The organism is Rhodococcus sp. BP-332 (genome assembly GCF_019836065.1).
In the GTDB taxonomy this organism is placed as follows: Bacteria; Actinomycetota; Actinomycetes; order Mycobacteriales; family Mycobacteriaceae; genus Rhodococcoides.
On record NZ_JABUEC010000002.1, the window covers coordinates 309,511 to 328,839 of the forward strand.

3 protein-coding genes are annotated in these 19,329 nt (G+C 72.0%); 2 read left to right on the forward strand and 1 reads right to left on the reverse strand.

What is annotated here, in order from left to right; translation table 11 throughout:
- The first annotated feature begins 28 nt into the window (after nt 1-28).
- Together HQ314_RS07215 and HQ314_RS07220 are read left to right on the forward strand one after the other, a co-directional pair.
- Nucleotides 29-17,680, forward strand: coding sequence for an amino acid adenylation domain-containing protein (locus HQ314_RS07215; RefSeq protein ID WP_222649723.1), 17,652 nt, complete (start codon nt 29-31; stop codon nt 17,678-17,680).
- On the forward strand, nt 17,673-18,443 hold the full coding sequence (locus tag HQ314_RS07220; protein ID WP_222649724.1) for a tyrosine-protein phosphatase: 771 nt from the start codon (nt 17,673-17,675) through the stop codon (nt 18,441-18,443). Before HQ314_RS07215 ends, HQ314_RS07220 begins: the two co-directional genes overlap by 8 nt.
- Before the next feature lie 6 nt (nt 18,444-18,449).
- Here the strand turns inward: HQ314_RS07220 and HQ314_RS07225 are convergent, their stop codons facing one another.
- Nucleotides 18,450-19,241: an enoyl-CoA hydratase/isomerase family protein gene (locus tag HQ314_RS07225; RefSeq protein ID WP_222645526.1), complete on the reverse strand. Its 792-nt coding sequence runs from the start codon at nt 19,239-19,241 to the stop codon at nt 18,450-18,452.
- Between the last annotated feature and the right edge of the window lie 88 nt (nt 19,242-19,329).

Below are 19,329 nucleotides of genomic sequence, written 5' to 3' on the forward strand. Positions count from 1 at the left end.
GCCGATTCCCGCGGATAGGTTTCGTCTCGTGCGAGACGACCGGAACGAGGGGGCGGTCGTGTCCCCCGAACCGGACGGCGGCCGCGCCCGAGTTCCGCTGACGGGCGCGCAGCGGCCGTTCTGGCTGGCCCAGCACCTCGATCCCGACGCGGCCCTCACCGTCGCGCTGTACGTCGACATCTGCGCTCCGGCCGGTCCCGGTGTCGACCTCGCTCGGCTGGAGCGGGCGATGTACGCCGCGGGCACGGAATCCGGCCTGCGGCAGACCCGCCTCGCGCAGGGGCCGGACGACCAGCCGTGTCTGATCCACGTCGAGGACGCCGTCATGAACCTGGACGTGCTCGACCTGCGCGACGACGCCGACCCCGAGGCGTCCGCCCTCGCATGGATGCGCGCCGAGTTCCGAGAGCCCGTCGATCTCCTCGGAACCGTGCTGGTCCGATGCGTGTTCCTCCGACTCGACGATCACCGCACGTTCCTGTACCTGCGGGCCCACCACGTGGTGCTCGACGGCCAGGGCGCCTTCACCCTCCTCGGACGGATCGCCGGCCACTACTCGGGGACACTCTCTCCGGGACCGGCGCCGACGCCCGACACCGCCGCCCGCATCCATGACGCGGAGGTCGCCTACGCCGCCTCGCGTCGCCACGACGCCGACCTGGCCCACTGGCGCGAGCACCTCGCCGGCGTCGGCGGCCCCACGGCCCTGTCGGCGGCACCCCCGAGCGCACCCCGGCAACCCGTCGCGACGCGCCTGCCGTGGACTCAGCCGAGGGGAACCGCGGCCGACCCGCTCGCCGTCGTCGCCGCTCTCGCCGTGCATCAGTCGCGGGTCCTCGACACCGTCGACGTCGTCCTCGGATTCCCCGTGACCGGACGCACCACCGCCGCGCTGCGGGCGACGGCCGGGATGATGGCCAATCTGGTGCCGCTGCGACTGACGGTCGACGCGTCCACGACGGTGCGGGAACTGCTAGTACAGGTACGGCGGGAGATCACCGGAGCGCTTCGGCACCAACGCTTCCGGGACTGGGACCACCTGCTGGCGCCGGAGGTGCGGCCGTTCGGCGTCTCCTTCGGCCCCGTCGTGAACATCATGCCGTTCGTCGCCCCGTTGCAGTTCGACGACATCTCGGCGCCGGTGGCCATCCTGTCGTCGGGCCCCGTCCACGACACCGCGATCAACATCTACACCGGCGACACACTGACACTGGACATCCAGTGGAACCCGGAGCGCTACGACGCCTCCGACATCGACCGGCACGGAGTGCGGCTGACGCGACTTCTCGGCGGCATCGTCACGGCGGACCACCACACCACCGTGGGCGATCTCGCGTTCCTGGACGACGGCGAGGCGGCCGATCTGCTCGACCGGTCGGGTGGGCCGGCACCCACGGCGACGACGCTGGGGGACCTCATGGCGGCGGTCGTGCGCAGCGACCCGGCGGCGCCGGCCGTGCGCGGCGGAACGGCCACGCTCACGTACGGCGAACTCGACGACGCCTCCGGGCGCCTCGCCCGCACTCTCCGCGATGCGGGGGCGACTCCGGGAACCGTGGTGGCGCTGGCACTTCCGCGGTCCGTCGACCAGGTGATCGCGCTCTGGGCCGTCGTGCGCACCGGTGCCGCGTTCTTCCCGGTCGACCCCGCGGACCCCGTCGAGCGGCTCGCCGCCGTGCTGGCCGAATCCGGGGTGACCCTCGTCGTCACGGCAGATCGACATCCCGTCGATCTGCCGAGCGGAACGACCCGGGTGGCCGTCACGGACGTCGCACCGGAGCCGCTGACGAGGGAGCGCCCGGCGATCACCGAGCTCGCCTACGTCATGTACACCTCCGGCTCCACCGGCCGTCCGAAGGGCGTCGCCATCACCCACACCGGACTGCACGGTGTCGTGGCCGGCCACCGCGCACGCGGTCCGGAGACACGGGTTCCGGACATGGGGGGCGGTCGCGTCCTCGCCGTCGCGGCTCCGACCTTCGACGCGTCGATATCGGAACACCTTCTTGCCCTTGCACTGTCCGGCTGCCTCGTCGTCGCCGATTCCGACGCGTACTCCGGTGCACCTCTGCAGGATCTGCTGCGACGAGAATCGATCACCCACGCGATCCTGACTCCGCGGGTGCTCGAGACACTGTCCCCGACCGGAGCTCCGTCGCTGCGACAGGTCCTCAGCGTCGGCGACGTGTGCTCGCCCGCGCTGGCGTCCCGGTGGTCGACGTCACCGGACCTCCTGCTGCACAACGACTACGGGCCCACCGAGACCACGGTGTGGGCCACCGGGACCGCGCCGCTGGCGGAGTCCGGAACCGTCACCATGGGGCGTCCCCTGCCCGGAGTGCGCGTCGTGGTGCTCGACTCCCGCCTGCGACCCGTCCCGGTCGGAGTTCCGGGTGAGCTGCACCTCGCCGGAGCCGGCCTGGCCCGCGGGTACGTCGGACGGTCGGCGGAGACCGCGGCGCGCTTCGTGGCCGGGGTCGACGGAACGCGGCTGTACCGCACGGGTGACCGCGCACGGTGGACGTCGTCCGGTGACCTGGAGTATCTGGGGCGCACAGACAGTCAGGTCAAGGTACGAGGACGCCGCGTCGAACCCGGCGAGATCGACACGGCCCTCGTCGCGGTTCCCGGTGTGACGCAGGCCGTCACAGTGGTCCGCCGTGACGGCGACAGCGAGCAGCTGGTCTCGTACGTGACCGGTGACGCCGACCCCACGGACGTTCTCGCCGCCGTCGTCCGGACGCTGCCGAGCCACCTCGTCCCGGTGCACGTGGTGCCGCTGGACGCGCTCCCACTGACCGCCTCCGGCAAGGTGGACGTCCGCGCACTCCCCGAGCCGGAGCGCCGGACCACGACCCGCCGTGAACCCGCCTCCGACGTCGAGCGGCGGCTGCTCGACGCGGTGTCACACGTGCTGTGCCGCAACGATGTCGGTGTCGACGACGACTTCTTCGCGCTCGGCGGTGACAGCATCCTCTCGATCCGACTGGTCACCGTCGCGGCGGCGTCGGGCGTGCGGATCAGCGCTCGTGACGTCGTGGAACAACGCAGTGCCGCCGGGCTCGCGCGCGTGGCGGACACGGTCGGCACCGTCGACGAGCCACCCGGCAGCGGCATCGGCCGCGTCGACCCGACACCCATCGTGCGCCACCTGCTGGAGCGTGGCGGAACACCGGATCGGTTCGCTCAGACCCTCACGCTCTCGCTCCCGGTCGGCATCGACCGCGCATCCCTGGTGTCCACGATCGAGGCCGTGGTCGCGCACCACGACATGCTGCGCTCCGTGCTCGTCCGCGACGCGGACGGCGTACACCTCGAGGTGCGCCCGCGGGATGTCGTCCGGGTCGACGGACTGCTGCGCCGCGGCGCCGATCTCGCGGTGGAGGACATCGTCGCGACACTCGATCCCGAGAACGGCGTGATGCTCGGGCTCGGCTGGAACGACCTCGGCGAGCACACGGCGGGACGCCTCGTGATCGCGGCGCACCACCTGGTGGTGGACGTGGTGTCGTGGGGCGTCCTCGTCGCCGATCTCGTCGCGGCGTGGGCCGCGGTGCGCGACGGGGTCGCACCGACTCTCGCCCCCGTCCGCACGTCGATGCGGCGCTGGTCGTCCGGTCTCGCAGCGCACGACGCGAGCGCGCGGCTGCCGTACTGGACCGGCGTTCTGGACGGCCCCGATCCCGTTCTCGGACAACGACTCCTCGACCCCGTCGTCGATCGGGTACGGGACACGACGGTCCGGGACGTCGCCTTTCCAGCAGAGATCGCCGACGCACTACTGGTCCGCGCGCCCACCCTGTTCCACGCCGGACCGACCGACGCCCTCCTCGCCGCGCTCGCCCTCGCGGTGGCCGCGTGGCGACAGGACGACGCACCGACCAGGCTCGTCCAACTCGAGGGACACGGACGGGAGGACGACCTGGTTCCCGGCGCCGACACCGCGCGCACCGTCGGCTGGTTCACCACGGTGTTCCCCGTACGACTGGACCTCACGGGTCTCGACATCGCCGCGGCGCTGCGCGGCGGACCTGCTGCGGGCGAGACGATCCGGCGGGTCAAGGACCACCTCGCACGAATTCCCGACCACGGCGCGAGCTACGGGCTGCTGCGGCACGGGGCCGACGACGACGCGCGCGACGCCCTGCGCTGGACACCGCAGATCTCGTTCGCGCACCTCGGCAGGATGACGACGACGGACACCGGTGACTGGCTCCCGGTTCCCGGCATCTCCCCGCTGTCGGGACCACGGCCCGACGACCTGGGTGCGGCCGCCGTGCTCGAGATCGACACCGTCGTCCTCGGGGACACCCTGATCGCACGACTGAGCACGCTCGACGCCGTCCTGGCGGACGCGGACGTCGAGGCCTTCGTCTCGCTGTGGGTCGAGGCGGCGACGGCCGTCGCGCGGCACGTCGACACCCCCGGCGCCGGCGGGCGGTCACCGTCGGACTTCCCGCTGGTCGATCCGACACCATCCGATGTCGACGGGTGGACCGGGCGTCATCCCACGCTGATCGACGTCCTGCCCACCGCGCCACTGCAGGCGGGCCTGCTGATGCATGCCCGCCTCGCCGCCGGGAGCGTCGATCCCTATGTGGTGCAGACGATCGTGCACCTCGGTGGAGCGCTCGATGGCGGCCGTCTGCAGCGGGCCGCGCACTCGCTGCTGGACCGTCACGACGCGCTGCGGGTCGCCTTCGACACCACCGCCGACGGGACGGACGTCCAGGTGATCGCGGCATCCGTCACGGTGCCGTGGACGGAAGTGGACGTCCGGGCCGATCCGGACCCGGCCGCCGTGCTCGACGCCTTCCTCGCGCACGATCGCGGCGTCGCCGTCGACGTGGCCACCGCACCGCTGCTGCGCGTCGCTCTGCTGCACACCGGGGACGAGCGGCACACCCTGGTGCTCACCCATCACCATCTGCTCCTCGACGGCTGGTCCCTGCCGATCGTCCTCGTCGACCTCCTGGCCGACTACGCCGGCGAGGACCCCCGGCCCGCGCCGCCTTCACTCCGCGGCTTCCTGCAGTGGGTGAGGGAACGCGACACCACGGCCTCGCTCGCGGCATGGTCGGAGGCCCTGACCGGGTCGACCGAGGCGACGCTGCTCGCTCCCGCGCACGGTTCCGGAACCGACGAGGCACCGGGACAGCGCATCGCGACGCTGAGCACCGAGCGCACCGCCGAACTCGTGGCGCGCGCCGGCGTCGCGGGGGTCACGGTCAACACCCTCGTGCAATTCGCGTGGGCACTCGTACTGGGCTCCGCGGTGGGCCGTACCGACGTCGTCTTCGGAGCCACCGTCTCGGGCCGACCGGCCGAGCTGGACGGTTCCGCATCCATGGTGGGGCTCCTCATCTCCACCGTTCCGGTTCGCGTGCGGCTCGATCGCACAGCGACGGTGCGGGAGTCGGCTCAGCGACTGCAGCGTGAGCAGGCCGCGCTGCTCGATCATCATCACCTCGCTCCGTCCGCCATCGAGGCGGAGGTCGGGCCGGGCGCCGGATTCGACACGTCGCTCGCCTTCGAGTCGTATCCACTGGACCGCACCGCTCTGACCGCGGCGGCAGGTGACCTCTCCGTTCTCGGCGTCGAGGCACGGGACGCGACGCACTACCCGCTGTCCCTGGCGGTCGAACCGGGAGAGAGCCTCGTCGTGCGCGCGACGCACCGCCGCGACGTCCTCGACACCGACGCCGTGGACCGACTGCTGGACCGACTCCTGCGGGTGCTCGAGGCACTCGACCCCTCGCGTGTGCTCGCCGAGATCGACCTGCTCGGGGTCACGGAGCGCACCCTCGTCACCGAGACGTGGAACTCCACCCAGCACCCCCTCGTCCCCACCACACTCCTGGACGCCGTGCCGGCTCTGGATCCGTCCCGTGTGTCCTTCACTCACGGCGATCGACACGTCACCCGAGCCGAGTTCTCCGCTCGCGTGCACCGCCTCGCCCGGTACCTCATCAGCCGCGGCGCCGGACCGGAGACGGCCGTCGCGGTGGCGCTCGAGCGGTCGATCGATCTGCTCGTCGCCGTGCACGCCGTCGTGGCCACCGGCGCACACTACGTCCCGCTCGATCCCGGCCATCCCGCGGAGAGGCTCCGACACGCAGTGACCATGTCGGGTGCGCGGTTCGGTATCGGGAGTGCGGCAACGCTTCCCGAGGACGTCGAGTGGATCACGATCAGCGATGCGCCCCTCGGGTCCTTCTCCGACACACCCCTCACCGACGACGATCGCCTCGCACCCCTGCGCCCGGACCACCTCGCCTACGTGCTCTTCACGTCCGGCTCCACCGGGCAGCCCAAGGGTGTCGGGGTGTCGCACGCCGCGATCGTGAACCAACTGCGCTGGCGCGCCGAGTTCGTCGGTGTCACCGCGGACGACGTCGTGCTCCACAAGACACCCGCCACCTTCGACGTCTCGGTGTGGGAGCTGTTCCTGCCGTGGCAGATCGGTGCCCGGGTCGTCGTCGCGGATCCGGACGACCACCGCGACGCCGATCTGCTGGTGGAACTGATCGCACGGCACCGCGTCACCGTGGTGCACGCCGTCCCGTCGACGCTGGCGCTCATGGCGGACGCACCGGGCCTCGCCGCCTGCACGTCGCTGCGCACGATCCTGTCGTCGGGCGAGGCACTGCCCGCGGGGGTCGCCGCCGCCGTCCGCGCCGTGCTCCCCGTACGAGTGGTGAACCTGTATGGGCCGACCGAAGCGGCGGTGGACGTCACCGCCCACGTCGTGACCGACGCCGACACGACGGACGTCCCCCTCGGGGGGCCGGTGTGGAACACGACGACCCTCGTGCTGGACGACGCCCTGCGCCCCGTTCCCGTCGACGTCCCGGGCGAGCTGTATCTCGGTGGTGCGCAACTCGCCCGCGGCTACGCGCATCGCACCGCGTTGACCGCGGAGCGGTTCGTCGCCGGACCGGACGGATCTCGTCTCTACCGGACCGGCGATCGTGTCCGCTGGTCCGCCGCCGGCGACCTGCACTTCCTCGGCCGGAGTGACGACCAGCTGTCCGTGCGCGGCGTGCGCGTCGAGCCGGCGGAGATCGAGGCCGTGCTGACGCGGTCGGGCCTGATCGACCGCGCGGTGGCAACGGTCGTCGGAGACCGACTGGTCGCGTACGTCGTTCCGACACGGGGCCGTTCAGCCGTCACGGAGGCGCTGCTGCAGTCGCTGCGCTCGTCGCTTCCGCGCCATCTGGTTCCCGACGACATCGTGGAGATCGAGACCATTCCCCTCACCGCGTCGGGCAAGGTCGACAAGCGTGCGCTGCCCGCGCCCGCGCGCCGCGGCCGGGTCCACCGCACTCCCTTCACACCGACCCAGCGTGTCGTCGCGGACATCGTGGAGGCCGTCCTGCAGACGTCCGCTCCGGTGGGTGCCGACGACGACGTCTTCGCGCTCGGCGCCACCTCCCTCAGCGCGGCGCGGGTCGTCGCGCGCATCCGGTCGGCGACCGGACGCGACCTGACGCTCCGCACGCTCTTCGACGTCTCGACCATCGCGGGGCTGGCTGCCGCCGTCGATGCGGGAGACGCGTACACCGACCACGGGTTCCACGCTGCGCGTCCCGACCGCATCCCGCTCACGCACGCCCAACACCGGATGTGGTTCCTCGACCGGTACGAACCGGGGTCCTACGTCATGCCGCTGGCGTTGCGCGTCCGCGGCGACCTGGATCTCGGCGCGCTGTCGTTCGCGATCGGTCACGTCATGACTCGCCACGAGATCCTCCGTACCGTCTACGCCGATGCGGACGGTGTCGTGCACCAGGTCGTGCTACCGCCCCCGGCGCCGACCACCCTCACGGTCACCGCCGTCACACCCAACGCACTGGTGGAGCGACTCTCGGATGCCCGGACCACGCGGTTCGACCTGGCCACCGAACCACCTCTACGAGCCGAGGTGCTGCGCCTCGCCGACGACGAGCACGTCCTGCTGCTGACCGTGCACCACATCGCGGCGGACGGTCTGTCTCTCGCCCCTCTCACGCGAGACCTGCTGTCGGCGTACCAGTCCCATCGCTCGGGACGGGTACCGGCACAGTCGCCGCTGTCGGTGCAGTACGCCGACGTCGCTGTGCGGCAGACGGAACAGGGCATCGACTCCGACGCGGCGGCATGGTGGGAGCGCCGTCTCTCCGGACTGCCCGACGTCCTCGACATGCCGCTCGACCGACCGCGCCCGGAGCGGCGCGGCCGGGCGAGTGCCGCGGTGCGCCTCGATCTCGACGACGCGACCGTGGCCGCACTGAGCGAGCTCGCCGTCGCTCACCGGGCCACGGTGTTCATGGTCGTGCACACCGCCCTCGCCGTCGCCCTCGCGCGCTGGACCGGGTCGACGGACATCGCGGTGGGGTCACCGATCTCGGGTCGACCGGATCCTGCGCTCGACGACCTCGTCGGCCTGTTCGTCGACACCGTCGTGCTGCGCACCCGCGTGGATCCGTCGGAGTCGTTCGCCGAGTTGCTCTCCCGCACCCGAGACGAGACGGTGGACGCCTTCGCGCACGCGCACGTCCCGTTCGATCACGTGGTCGACACCCTCGGTGCGGCTCGCACGTCGGCGCATCACCCGGTCTTCCAGGTCGTGCTGGCCTTCCAGGACGTGGATCCGCTCCCGGGCAGTCCCGACATCGAGGTGCTCGACGTCGGGCCTGCACCCGCGACCTTCGACCTCACCGTCGACGTCCGCCCCGCCGGCGCCGGCCTCGCGGTCGTCCTCACCTACGCGTGCGACCTGTTCGATCACACGACCGCAGAATGCCTCTCGTCCGTCCTCGGGCACGTGCTGCGCGCGGCGGCCCGGGGTTCCGAGATCGCAGTGGGCGACATCGCGATCCGCGGAGCGGACGAGCCCGACACGTGGACGCATCCCGACGCCCGCACGACCCCGACGACGCTCCCCGCCCTGCTCGACGCCCACGCGGACGGCTCCGCGGTCGCGGTGATCGAGGGCGACACCGTTCTCACGCGGGACGAGTGGGCACGAGCGTCGAACCGGTGGGCGCGCCGTCTGATCGCGCTCGGTGCCGGTCCCGAGACCGTCGTCGCGGTCGCCGTCGCCAGGTCGGCGCGGTACCTCGTTCTCGTCGCGGCGATCAGCCGCGCGGGAGCCGCGTTCGTCCCGCTCGATCCCGAGCAGCCGCGGGCTCGGCTCGCGGACATCCTGACCGAGGCGGCGCCCACGCTGGTGCTCACCGACACGGCGGCGCCGTTCCCGACCGACGTCGTCCGGATCACGGTCGACGATCCCGCCACGCTCGCCGCGGTCGCGGCGCTGTCGGACGCACCGATCACCGATCGCGACCGTCGCTCGGCTCTGCGACCCGACCACCTCGGCTACGTCCTCTACACCTCGGGATCCACCGGACGGCCCAAGGGCGTCGCCGTCACGCACCGCGGACTCCACAACGCCGTCCAGGACCAACGGGCCCGGCACGCACCGGCATCCGATGCCCGGGTGCTCGCTGTGTCGTCGACGACGTTCGACGCGTCCGTCGGCGAACTGGTCATCGCACTCGCGCTGGACGCCGCACTCGTCGTCGCCCCTCCCGAGGTCTACGCCGGTGTCGAACTCCGCGACCTGATGCGGCGGCACCGTGTCACCCACACCCTGATGACACCCCGCGCGCTGGACGCGACACCCGATCCCGGCGGTGACCTCCGCGTCGTCATGAGCGCCGGCGAGGCATGCCCGCCGAGTCTCGTCGACACGTGGGCACCCGGCCGGACGATGACCAACGTCTACGGACCCACCGAGGCGACCATCTGGTCGACGACGGCACTCCTGGCCGCCGGGGATCCCGTGATCGTCGGGTCCCCGACTCTCGGCGTCGAGGTCTCGCTTCGCGACGTCCGCCTGCACGCGGTTCCGGACGGCGTGGTCGGTGAGCTGTACGTCGCAGGCGACCATCTCGCACGCGGGTACCTCGGTAGGCCGGGACTCACCGCGTCCCGCTTCGTCGCGGCTCCCGACGGACAGCGGACGTACCGTACCGGAGACCTGATGCGCCGCAACGCCGTCGGCGACCTGCTGTACCTCGGACGGTCCGATCACCAGATCACGGTGCGCGGCCTGCGGATCGAGCTCGGGGACGTCGAGACCGCGCTCGTCGGCGCCGCGGGCGTCGGCGCCGCCGCGGCCGGGGTGATCGACGAGCGTCTCGTCGGCTACGTGGTCGCTGCCGACGGGCACAGTATCGACGCGGCAGAGGTGTCGGCCGCAGCCGCGGCGGCACTGCCGCGGTATCTGGTTCCCGCCGCGGTGGTCGTGATGGACGCACTGCCGATGACGACGTCGGGCAAACTCGACCGCGCGCGGCTGCCCCGCCCGGCCCTCGACACGGCCGAGTTCCGCGCTCCGTCCACCGCCGGGCAGGTCGCCGTCGCGGCCGTCTTCGCGACGGTCCTGGAACTCGCGGACCCCGTCGGACTCGACGACGACTTCTTCGCGCTCGGTGGCCACTCCCTCAGTGCCACCAGAGTCGCTGCCCGACTGCAGGTTCCGGTCCGTAGCGTGTTCGAGGCACCGACCGTGCACGCACTCGCCGCGCAGATCGACGCCGTGCCTCGGAGCGCTCTCGCACCGCGGCGGACACGGCCGCGCCCCGACATGGTGCCTCTGTCGTTCGCCCAACAGCGCATGTGGTTCCTGAACACGGTCTCCAGCGACAGCGGCTACGTCATCCCGCTCGCACTCGGGCTGCGCGGTGTCCTCGACCACGGCGCGCTACAGGGCGCACTCGCCGACGTGGTCGACCGCCACGAGATACTGCGCACCGTCTACCCCGCCGTGAACGGTGTTCCGCAGCAACACGTTCTCGATCACGTGCGGATCGCGATCGACCGGGAGTCGGAGACACCGGAGGCCGTCCTCGACCGGATGGCGTCGGCACCGTTCGACCTGGCAGCGGATCTCCCGCTGCGCGCCTCCGTCGTGGCGGTGACCGAGGAGCATCACGTCCTGCTTCTCGTGCTGCACCACATCGCCGCGGACGGCTGGTCCCTGGCGCCGCTCACCCGTGATCTCACGGCGTCCTACGCGGCGCGCCGGTCCGGCCGAGAGTGGACTGTCGACCCCCTGCCCGTGCAGTACGCGGATCACGCCGTGTGGCAACAGGATCACGCGGACGACATCCGTGGTCGAGTCGCGTTCTGGACGGACCGCCTGGCCGGTCTCCCGGACGTGCTGCCATTGCCGACCGATCGACCGCGGCCGCCGGTGGCCTCGCACCGCGGGGCGCGTGTACGCGTGACGGTGCCGGACGCCACGACCGCGGCGCTGCGTGCGCTCGCCACCGCCCACCACGCGACGCTCGTCATGGTCCTGCAGGCGGCCTGGGCCGTCACTCTCGCCCGCGTGACGGGAAGCGAGGACATCGCCGTCGGAACACCGGTGGCAGGCCGCGGTCACGAGGATCTCGACGAGCTGGTCGGCATGTTCGTCGACACGGTCGTGCACCGCGCGTTCGTCACCGGTACCGATACCGTCGCGGCTCTGGTCGATCAGGTGCGCGAGGACACCGTGGCGGCCCTCGACCACGCCGACGTGCCGTTCGAGCTGATCGTCGACGCTCTCGATCCGGTGCGCTCCACCGCGCACCATCCCGTCGTGCAGGTCATGTTCGCGTTCCAGAACCAGACTACGCCCACTCTCGTGGCCGCCGGACTGGAGATCGACGTCCTGGACTCGGTTCCCGTGGCCGCGCCGGTGGACCTGACCCTGGATCTCACGGAGACCGGGGACGGACTGAGCGGCGCACTGACCTACGCCGTCGACCTCTTCGACCGGCGGACCGCGGCCGGAATCGTCGACGTCCTGCTCCGCGTCCTCGACGCGGTGGCGCGCAGGCCCTTCGACCGGATCGGCGCCCTCGAGATCCTGCACCCGTCGGAGCGGGCACTGTTGCTCTCCCAGCACGGCAGCGCCGGACTACCACCGCGCGTGCTGCCTCGTCTGCTGGCCGACGCGGTGGCCGGCAACCCGGACGGGCCCGCCCTGATCGGGGAGCGCACGCTCACCTACACCGAGCTGGACCGCCGCTCCAACCGCTGGGCGCGGGCACTGATCGCCCTCGGCGCCGCGCCCGACACCGTCGTCGCCGTCGCGCTGCCGCGCTCGGTGGACCAGATCACCGCGGTGTGGGCGGTAGCGAAGACCGGCGCGGCGTTCCTGCCGATCGACCCCGACGGGCCACCGGACCGACTGCGGCACATGCTCACCGAGACGGGCGCCAACGTCGCCGTCACCGCCGTGACGGTTCCCGCCGCACTGGTACGTCTCGCCACGGTGTCACCGACGGTCCTCGACACGGGCGCGGAGTCCGAGGCCGACGTGACGCCGGCCGACCGGCTCGGTGCCATCCGTCCCGACACCCTCGCGTACGTCATCCACACCTCCGGCTCCACCGGAACCCCCAAGGGCGTGGGCGTCACGCACCGCGGCCTCGTGGACGCGCTGTGGGACCAGCGACTGCGCGGCACTGCGCTGCCGGACCAGCGACTGCGCGAGGCTGCGGAGGCACGTGTGCTCGCGGTCGCGTCCCCCACGTTCGACGCGTCCATCGCCGAGCTGCTCATCGCCGTGGCCCTGTCCGCTCCCCTGGTGGTCGCTCCACCGGACGTGTTCGGCGGACCGGCACTGGGTCGCCTCGTGGCGCAGTCCGCGGTGACCCACGCTCTCCTCACGCCGCGAGTCCTCGACTCACTGACCCCCGAGGACGTTCCGTCACTCCACGTCCTGGTCACCGCCGGTGAGGCGTGCCCACCGGCACTGGCCGCCCGATGGGCCCCCGGTCGGCGCCTGTTCAACGACTACGGTCCCACCGAGACCACCGTCTGGGCCACGAGCAGCGGCCCGCTCCGGGCGGACGACGCCGTGACCATCGGGCGGCCCGTCCGCGGAGTCGGCGCGCGGGTGCTCGACACGTTCCTGCGTCCGGTGCCGATCGGGGTGGTCGGCGAGCTCTACCTCGACGGCACCCACCTCGCGCGCGGGTACGTCGGCCGCCCCACCGCGACGGCCGAGCGGTTCGTCGCTGCGGCTCAGGGCACGCGGCTCTACCGCACCGGCGACCGCGTGCGCTGGACCAGCGGCGGAGATCTGGAGTATCTGGGCCGCACCGACGTCCAGGTCAAGCTGCGCGGGTTGCGCATCGAGCCAGGCGAGATCGAGGCGGCACTCGCCGCGCACCCGTCGGTCGACCGTGCCGTGGTGCTGGTGCAGGACGACCACCTCGTCGCGTACGTGGTGCCGTCCGGCGCGAGTGCCGTCGACCCCGCCGCCCTCCGACACGACGCTGCGCGCCGCCTGCCGCGGTACATGGTGCCCGCGCACATCGTCACCGTGGACGCGATCCCGTTGACGGCGTCGGGCAAGCTCGACCGTCGCGCACTTCTGTCGGCCCCTCGCCGACCGGCCTCCAGCCTTCCCGGGACCGTGGCGACGGTTCCGCGTCGCGAGGCGGTCGGCCCGGCCGAGCGCGCCGTCGCCGAGGCCTTCGCCACCGTGCTCGAGTTGCCGGAGCTGCCGGGGCCGGACGACGACTTCTTCGCTCTCGGTGGCCATTCGCTGTCCGCGACACGGGTGGCCGCACGGGTGTCGGCGGCGACGGAGCGCGAGGTGTCGGTGCGCGCGGTGTTCGACCACCCCACCGTGGGTGCGCTCGCCGCAGCGCTGGTCGCGGCGCCGACCGCGGCGCGCACTCCCCTGACGGCGGCGCCGCGCCCGGACAGGGTGCCGCTCTCCTTCGCTCAGCACCGGATGTGGTTCCTCGGCCGCGTCGACGCCGACCGCGGTGGACAGCTGATCCCGCTCGCGCTGAGGCTGACCGGTCCGCTGGACGTCGACGCGCTCCGGTCCGCCCTCGACGACGTGACCCTCCGGCACGAGATCCTGCGCACCGTCCATCCCGCCCTCGACGGCGTGCCGCACCAGGTGGTGTCGCCCACGGTCGACGTTCCCCTCGACCTCGTGCGCACCACTGCCACAAACGTGCCCGCGGCGGTACGCACGGCCGCGGCGGCGCGCATCGACGTCACCACCGAGACCCCGCTGCGCGCCACTCTTCTCGTCGTGTCGCCGACCGATCACGTGCTGGTGATCCTCGTGCACCACATCGCCGCGGACGGGTGGTCGATGGCGCCGCTCACGCGCGACGTCGTCACGGCGTACGCCGCTCGCGCGGAGGGACGGCCACTCGACCTACCACCGCTGCCCGTGCAGTACGCCGACCATGCCCTCGCGCAACGCGCAGCGTTGGGATCGCTGAACGATCCCGGCTCCGCGTTGTCGCGACACCTCGCGCACTGGCGGGAGCGGTTGGCCGGCGTACCCCTCGATCTCGCGCTGCCGACCGATCGCGCCCGGCCGAGAACCCCGTCACAGCAGGGCGATCGGGTGCGGACCGTTCTCGACGCGGACGCGCTGGGCGCGCTCCGATCCGTCGCGCAGGCCCACGACGTCACCCTCTTCATGGTCGCGCACACCGCGCTGTCGATCGTGCTCGCCCAGTGGGCGGGAACCCGCGATCTCCTCGTCGGGACGGCCGTCGCGGGTCGCACCGATCCGGCACTCGACGACGTGGTCGGCATGTTCGTGGACACGGTGGTCCTGCGGTCCACGATCGACGAGGACGGCACCGTCGCGGACCACCTCGCCGCGGCGCGCGAGACCACCCTGGACGCCTTTGCGCATGCCGCTCTGCCGTTCGAGACCCTGGTGACGGCCCTCGACCCGGTGCGTTCCACTGCGAGTCACCCTGTGGTGCAGGTGATGCTGACTCTGCAGAACACTGCGCCGCCGCGATTCCCCGTCACCACACCGGCCGTTGAGGTGCTCGATCTCGGCGGCGCTCCCGTGCAGTTCGATCTCGCCGTGACGCTGCGCGAGGACCAGGGGCGCCTGCTGATCGAGCTGTCCTACGCGACCGATCTGTTCGACCGGAGCACCATCGAGCGGGTCTCGCGCAGACTGGTGTGGACACTGCGGTCGATGACACGCGACACCTCGGTCAGGATCGGGGACCTCGAGACGGTGGAGCCCTCGGAGCGTGCCGCGATGCGTCCCCGCAGCGGTGCCCCCGCGCTGGCGGCCCGGACTCTCGACCACCTCGTGGCCGACGCGGTAGCGGCCCGTCCCGGCGCGATCGCCCTGCGGGCGAACGGCATCGACCTGAGCTACGCGGACCTGTCCGCGCGCGCGAATCGTCTCGCGCGGGAACTCATCGCATGCGGCGCAGGACCCGACGTCGTGGTCGCGCTGGCGATGCCGCGCTCGATCGACCATGTCCTGTCCGTGTGGGCCGTCGCCGCGGCCGGGGCCGCGTTCCTGTCGGTCGATCCCGCGCAACCCGCCGACCGAATTGCGTACATCCTCCAGGACTCCGGCGCCGTCGTCGTGATCACGGACTCCCGGTCCGAGCAGGCCAATTCGACAGCCGCGCCGTGGATTCCGCGCATCGTGCTCGACGATCCGGACGTCGTGTCGGCGCTCGACCGTCACCCGGCCCACACGGTGCTCGCGTCGGAGCGTCGTCCGGGGCTGCATCCGAGCTCGATCGCGTACGTCATCTACACCTCCGGCTCCACGGGCCGACCCAAGGGCGTCGCCGTGACCCACGCGGGCCTGGCGGATGCGCTGGCGGACCAACGTTCCCGGCGCGGCGACGTGCCGGACGTGCGGGTGCTCGCGGTGGCCTCGCCGACCTTCGACGCCTCGATCGCCGAGATGCTGATGGCGCTGGCGCACTGCGGCACTCTCGTTCTCGCGCCGGCGCACGTACACAGCGGCGACGAGGTCGGCGCGCTGATTCGCCACGAGAGGGTCACGCACACGATCATCACGCCCCGGGTGCTCGACTCCCTGGACCCCGCCGGCCTCGACTGCGTGCGCGTCCTCGTCGTGGGCGGCGAGGCCCTCCCGGATCACCTCGCGGCGACGTGGTCCGCCGGACGCGAGATGTACGACGACTACGGCCCCACCGAGACGACCGTCTGGGCCACCGCGCACGGACCGATCACGCCGGACCGCCCCGTCGGCATCGGCACACCGGTCCGCGGTGTGGACGCGGTGGTGCTCGACGGCCGACTGCGGCCGGTACCTCTCGGGGCTGTCGGTGAGTTGTACCTGTCCGGACCACATCTCGCCCGCGGGTACGTCGAGCAGACCGGGCTGACGGCGAGCCGGTTCGTCGCCGCGCCGTACGGACCGCCGGGCGCGCGCCTGTACCGCACCGGCGACCTGGTGCGGTGGAACTCGGCCGGTGAGCTGGCGTATCTGGGACGTAGCGACTTCCAGATCAAGCTCCGCGGACTGCGCATCGAGCCGGGCGAGATCGAGAACGCCGCCCTCGCCCATCCCGCGGTGACGCAGGCGGTGGTCCTTCTCCACCGCGACGCCGGAACCGGATCGGATCATCTCGTCGCGTACGTCGCCGGCGACGGGATCGACGTCGCATCTGTCAGAGAGGCGGTGGCGGAACGGGTTCCGCAGTACATGGTGCCGTCGCGCGTCATCGCTCTGGACGCGGTTCCGCGCACCACCGCGGGCAAGGTGGATCGGGCGGCCCTTCCCGCACCGACGTTCGCACCGACGGTGTACCGCGCGCCGACGACCTCGACGGAACACATGGTCGCCGACGCCTTCGCCCTCGTGCTGGGCGTCGGCGACATCGGACTCGACGACGACTTCTTCGCCCTCGGCGGGACCTCACTGACCGCGACCAGGGTGGCCGCACACCTCGGTCGTGCCGCCGGGGTCGACCGCGTGCTCCGACTCCTGTTCTCGCACGGCACCGTCGGCGCCGTCGCCGAGCATCTCGACCGCGAGGACGACGACGAGTCGATCGCCTCGTCCGACGCAGTCGGTCCCGTTCTCCGACTGGGCGGCGGAGACGAGCTCGCCCCGGTGTTCTGCATCCACCCGATGATGGGGCTGGCCTGGCCGTACTTCGAGCTCGGCCGCCACCTCGAGAGCGGCCGCCCCCTGTACGGCGTGCAGACGCCGGCGGTGGCGGACCCCGACTTCGCACCACGGTCGATGGACGACGTCGTCGAGCGCTACCTCGAAGAGATCCGTCGCGTGGATCCCGTCGGCCCGTACCACCTCGTCGGATGGTCGGTCGGCGGTGTGCTGGCCCATGCCGTCGCGGCCCGGATGCAATCGCAGGGCCACACCGTCGCGTCGCTGTCGCTGCTCGACCCGGTGCACAGCATCGTTCCGGGCAGTGCGGTCAAGAAGGCGCAGGCGGACGCCATGTTCGGCGCGTACCAGCACCTGACCGACGACCTGGCGGACATGACGCCGGACGCGCTGTGGTCGGTGTGGTCGGCGATGGGTGGCGACCAGCTACCGGTCTCGGACATCCAGGCGCGGTTGATCACCAAGGCGATGCTCACCCTGTTCGCCCTCGTCGACGAGCACGTGCCGCCGACCTACAGCGGCGCCGTCCTGATGATCGACTCGGACGTCACCGCCGTCGAACTCGGCCGCATGTCGGACTTCTGGTCGCAGTACTGCACCGGACCCGCCGACGTGGAGTCGGTGCCGTGGCGACACGGCGAACTGCTGTCGAGCGACGCCGTGGCGGACATCGGTCCCCTGGTGGGACGGTGGCTCGGACGCGTGGAGACCGCGTCGTTACTGTCGACGGGTGAGTGAACGCAGCACGGATGGTTCCGAACCCGGCCAGTTCCACCTGCACGGCGCGTGGAACTTCCGCGACACCGGCGGCCTGCGCACGTCCGACGGCGGACGCACCCGCAGCGGACTTCTCTTCCGCGCGTCGGCACTCACGCACCTCTCCGACGAGGGCCGGGCCACGCTGGCCGGACTCGGGGTCAGCGACGTGTTCGACCTGCGCGGCGACGCCGAGGTGACGCGGTGGGGCTCGGACCGGGCCCCGGACACGGTCACCGTGCATCGCGTCCCCTACATCGCCGCGGAACGCGACGCGCCGCACGAGCGCGCCGTGCCCGCCACCACCGCCCGGGGCTACCTCGACGGCGCCTACCGCGCCTTTCCGACGCTGCCCGGCGCGCGGGTGGCGATCAGGGCGGTGGTCGAGGCCCTGTCGTCCGGCACCTCGTCGCTGGTGCACTGCGCCGCCGGCAAGGACCGCGCGGGGTGGACCGTCGCCACCGTGCTGCGCGCCGCCGGCGTCGTCGAGGAGGACATCGTCGCGGACTACCTGCGCAGCAACGCCGCCGTCGCTCCACTCCGGCGCCACATTCTCGATCACGACGAGGTGGCCCCCGCCGACCTCGACGACGACCTGCTGGGCGTGCGGGAGGAGTACTACCGCGCCGGGCTCGAGGCGATGACCACGGCGCACGGCTCGTTCGACGGCTACCTGGACTGGCTCGGCCTCGACCACGACGCGGTCACTCGACTGAGGAATGCGCTGGTGGACACCCAGCGCTGATCAGTACTAGCGCCCGGTGTAGGTCGCCTTACCAGGCCCCACATCGAGGAAGCTGCGCACCGCGCCCTGCAGATCCTCGGTCTCGAACAGAGCACCCGACACCGCGGACGTCACCGAATCCGCATGGCGCACACCGCCGGAGCGCCACGCACCGATGATCTCCTTCGTGGCCGCATGGGCGCGCGTCGGCCCGTCCGCGAGCCGTGCGACGAGAGCCCTGGCGGCGGAGTCCACGTCCTCGTGGATCTGGTTGACGACTCCCCATTCTCGCAGCGTCTCCGCCGTGTACAGATCGCCCGTCATGACGAACTCACGTGCCCGGCCGCTGCCCGCACGCTCCGCCATCCGCTGCGGACCACCCATCGACGGAGTCAGACCCACCACCGTCTCCACCAGACCGAACTTCGCCTTCGGCGACGCGAGGATGATGTCGCAGGCCAGGGCGATCTCCAGCGCGGCCGTCAACGTCAGACCGTGCGCGGCGAACACCACCGGGCAGGGCAGCGCCTCGAGCGGGTGGGCGATGGCCGCGAAGAGCCCCTCCCACAACGCCGTTCCCTCGGCCTCCGACAGCCCCTCGAAGACGTGCACGTCGACCCCACCCGAGACCACCTTGCCCTCCGCGCGCAGCAGCAGCGCACGCGGAGGAGCGGCCACCAGCTCGGCCACGTCGGCCGTCACGGCATCGAACATCGCCTGGTCGAACAGGTTCAGGGCGCCGTGGGCGAACGTGAGGATCGCGACCTCGGCGCCCGCGTCGGTGGTGGTGCGCTCGAGACGGGTGGGCTTCTCACTCATGGATCGGAGCATGCCAGGTGCGCACACATCCTCGTTCTCCGGCCTCCGGCCTGCCCGCCTACCCCGACCGGCCTCCGGCCTGCCCGCC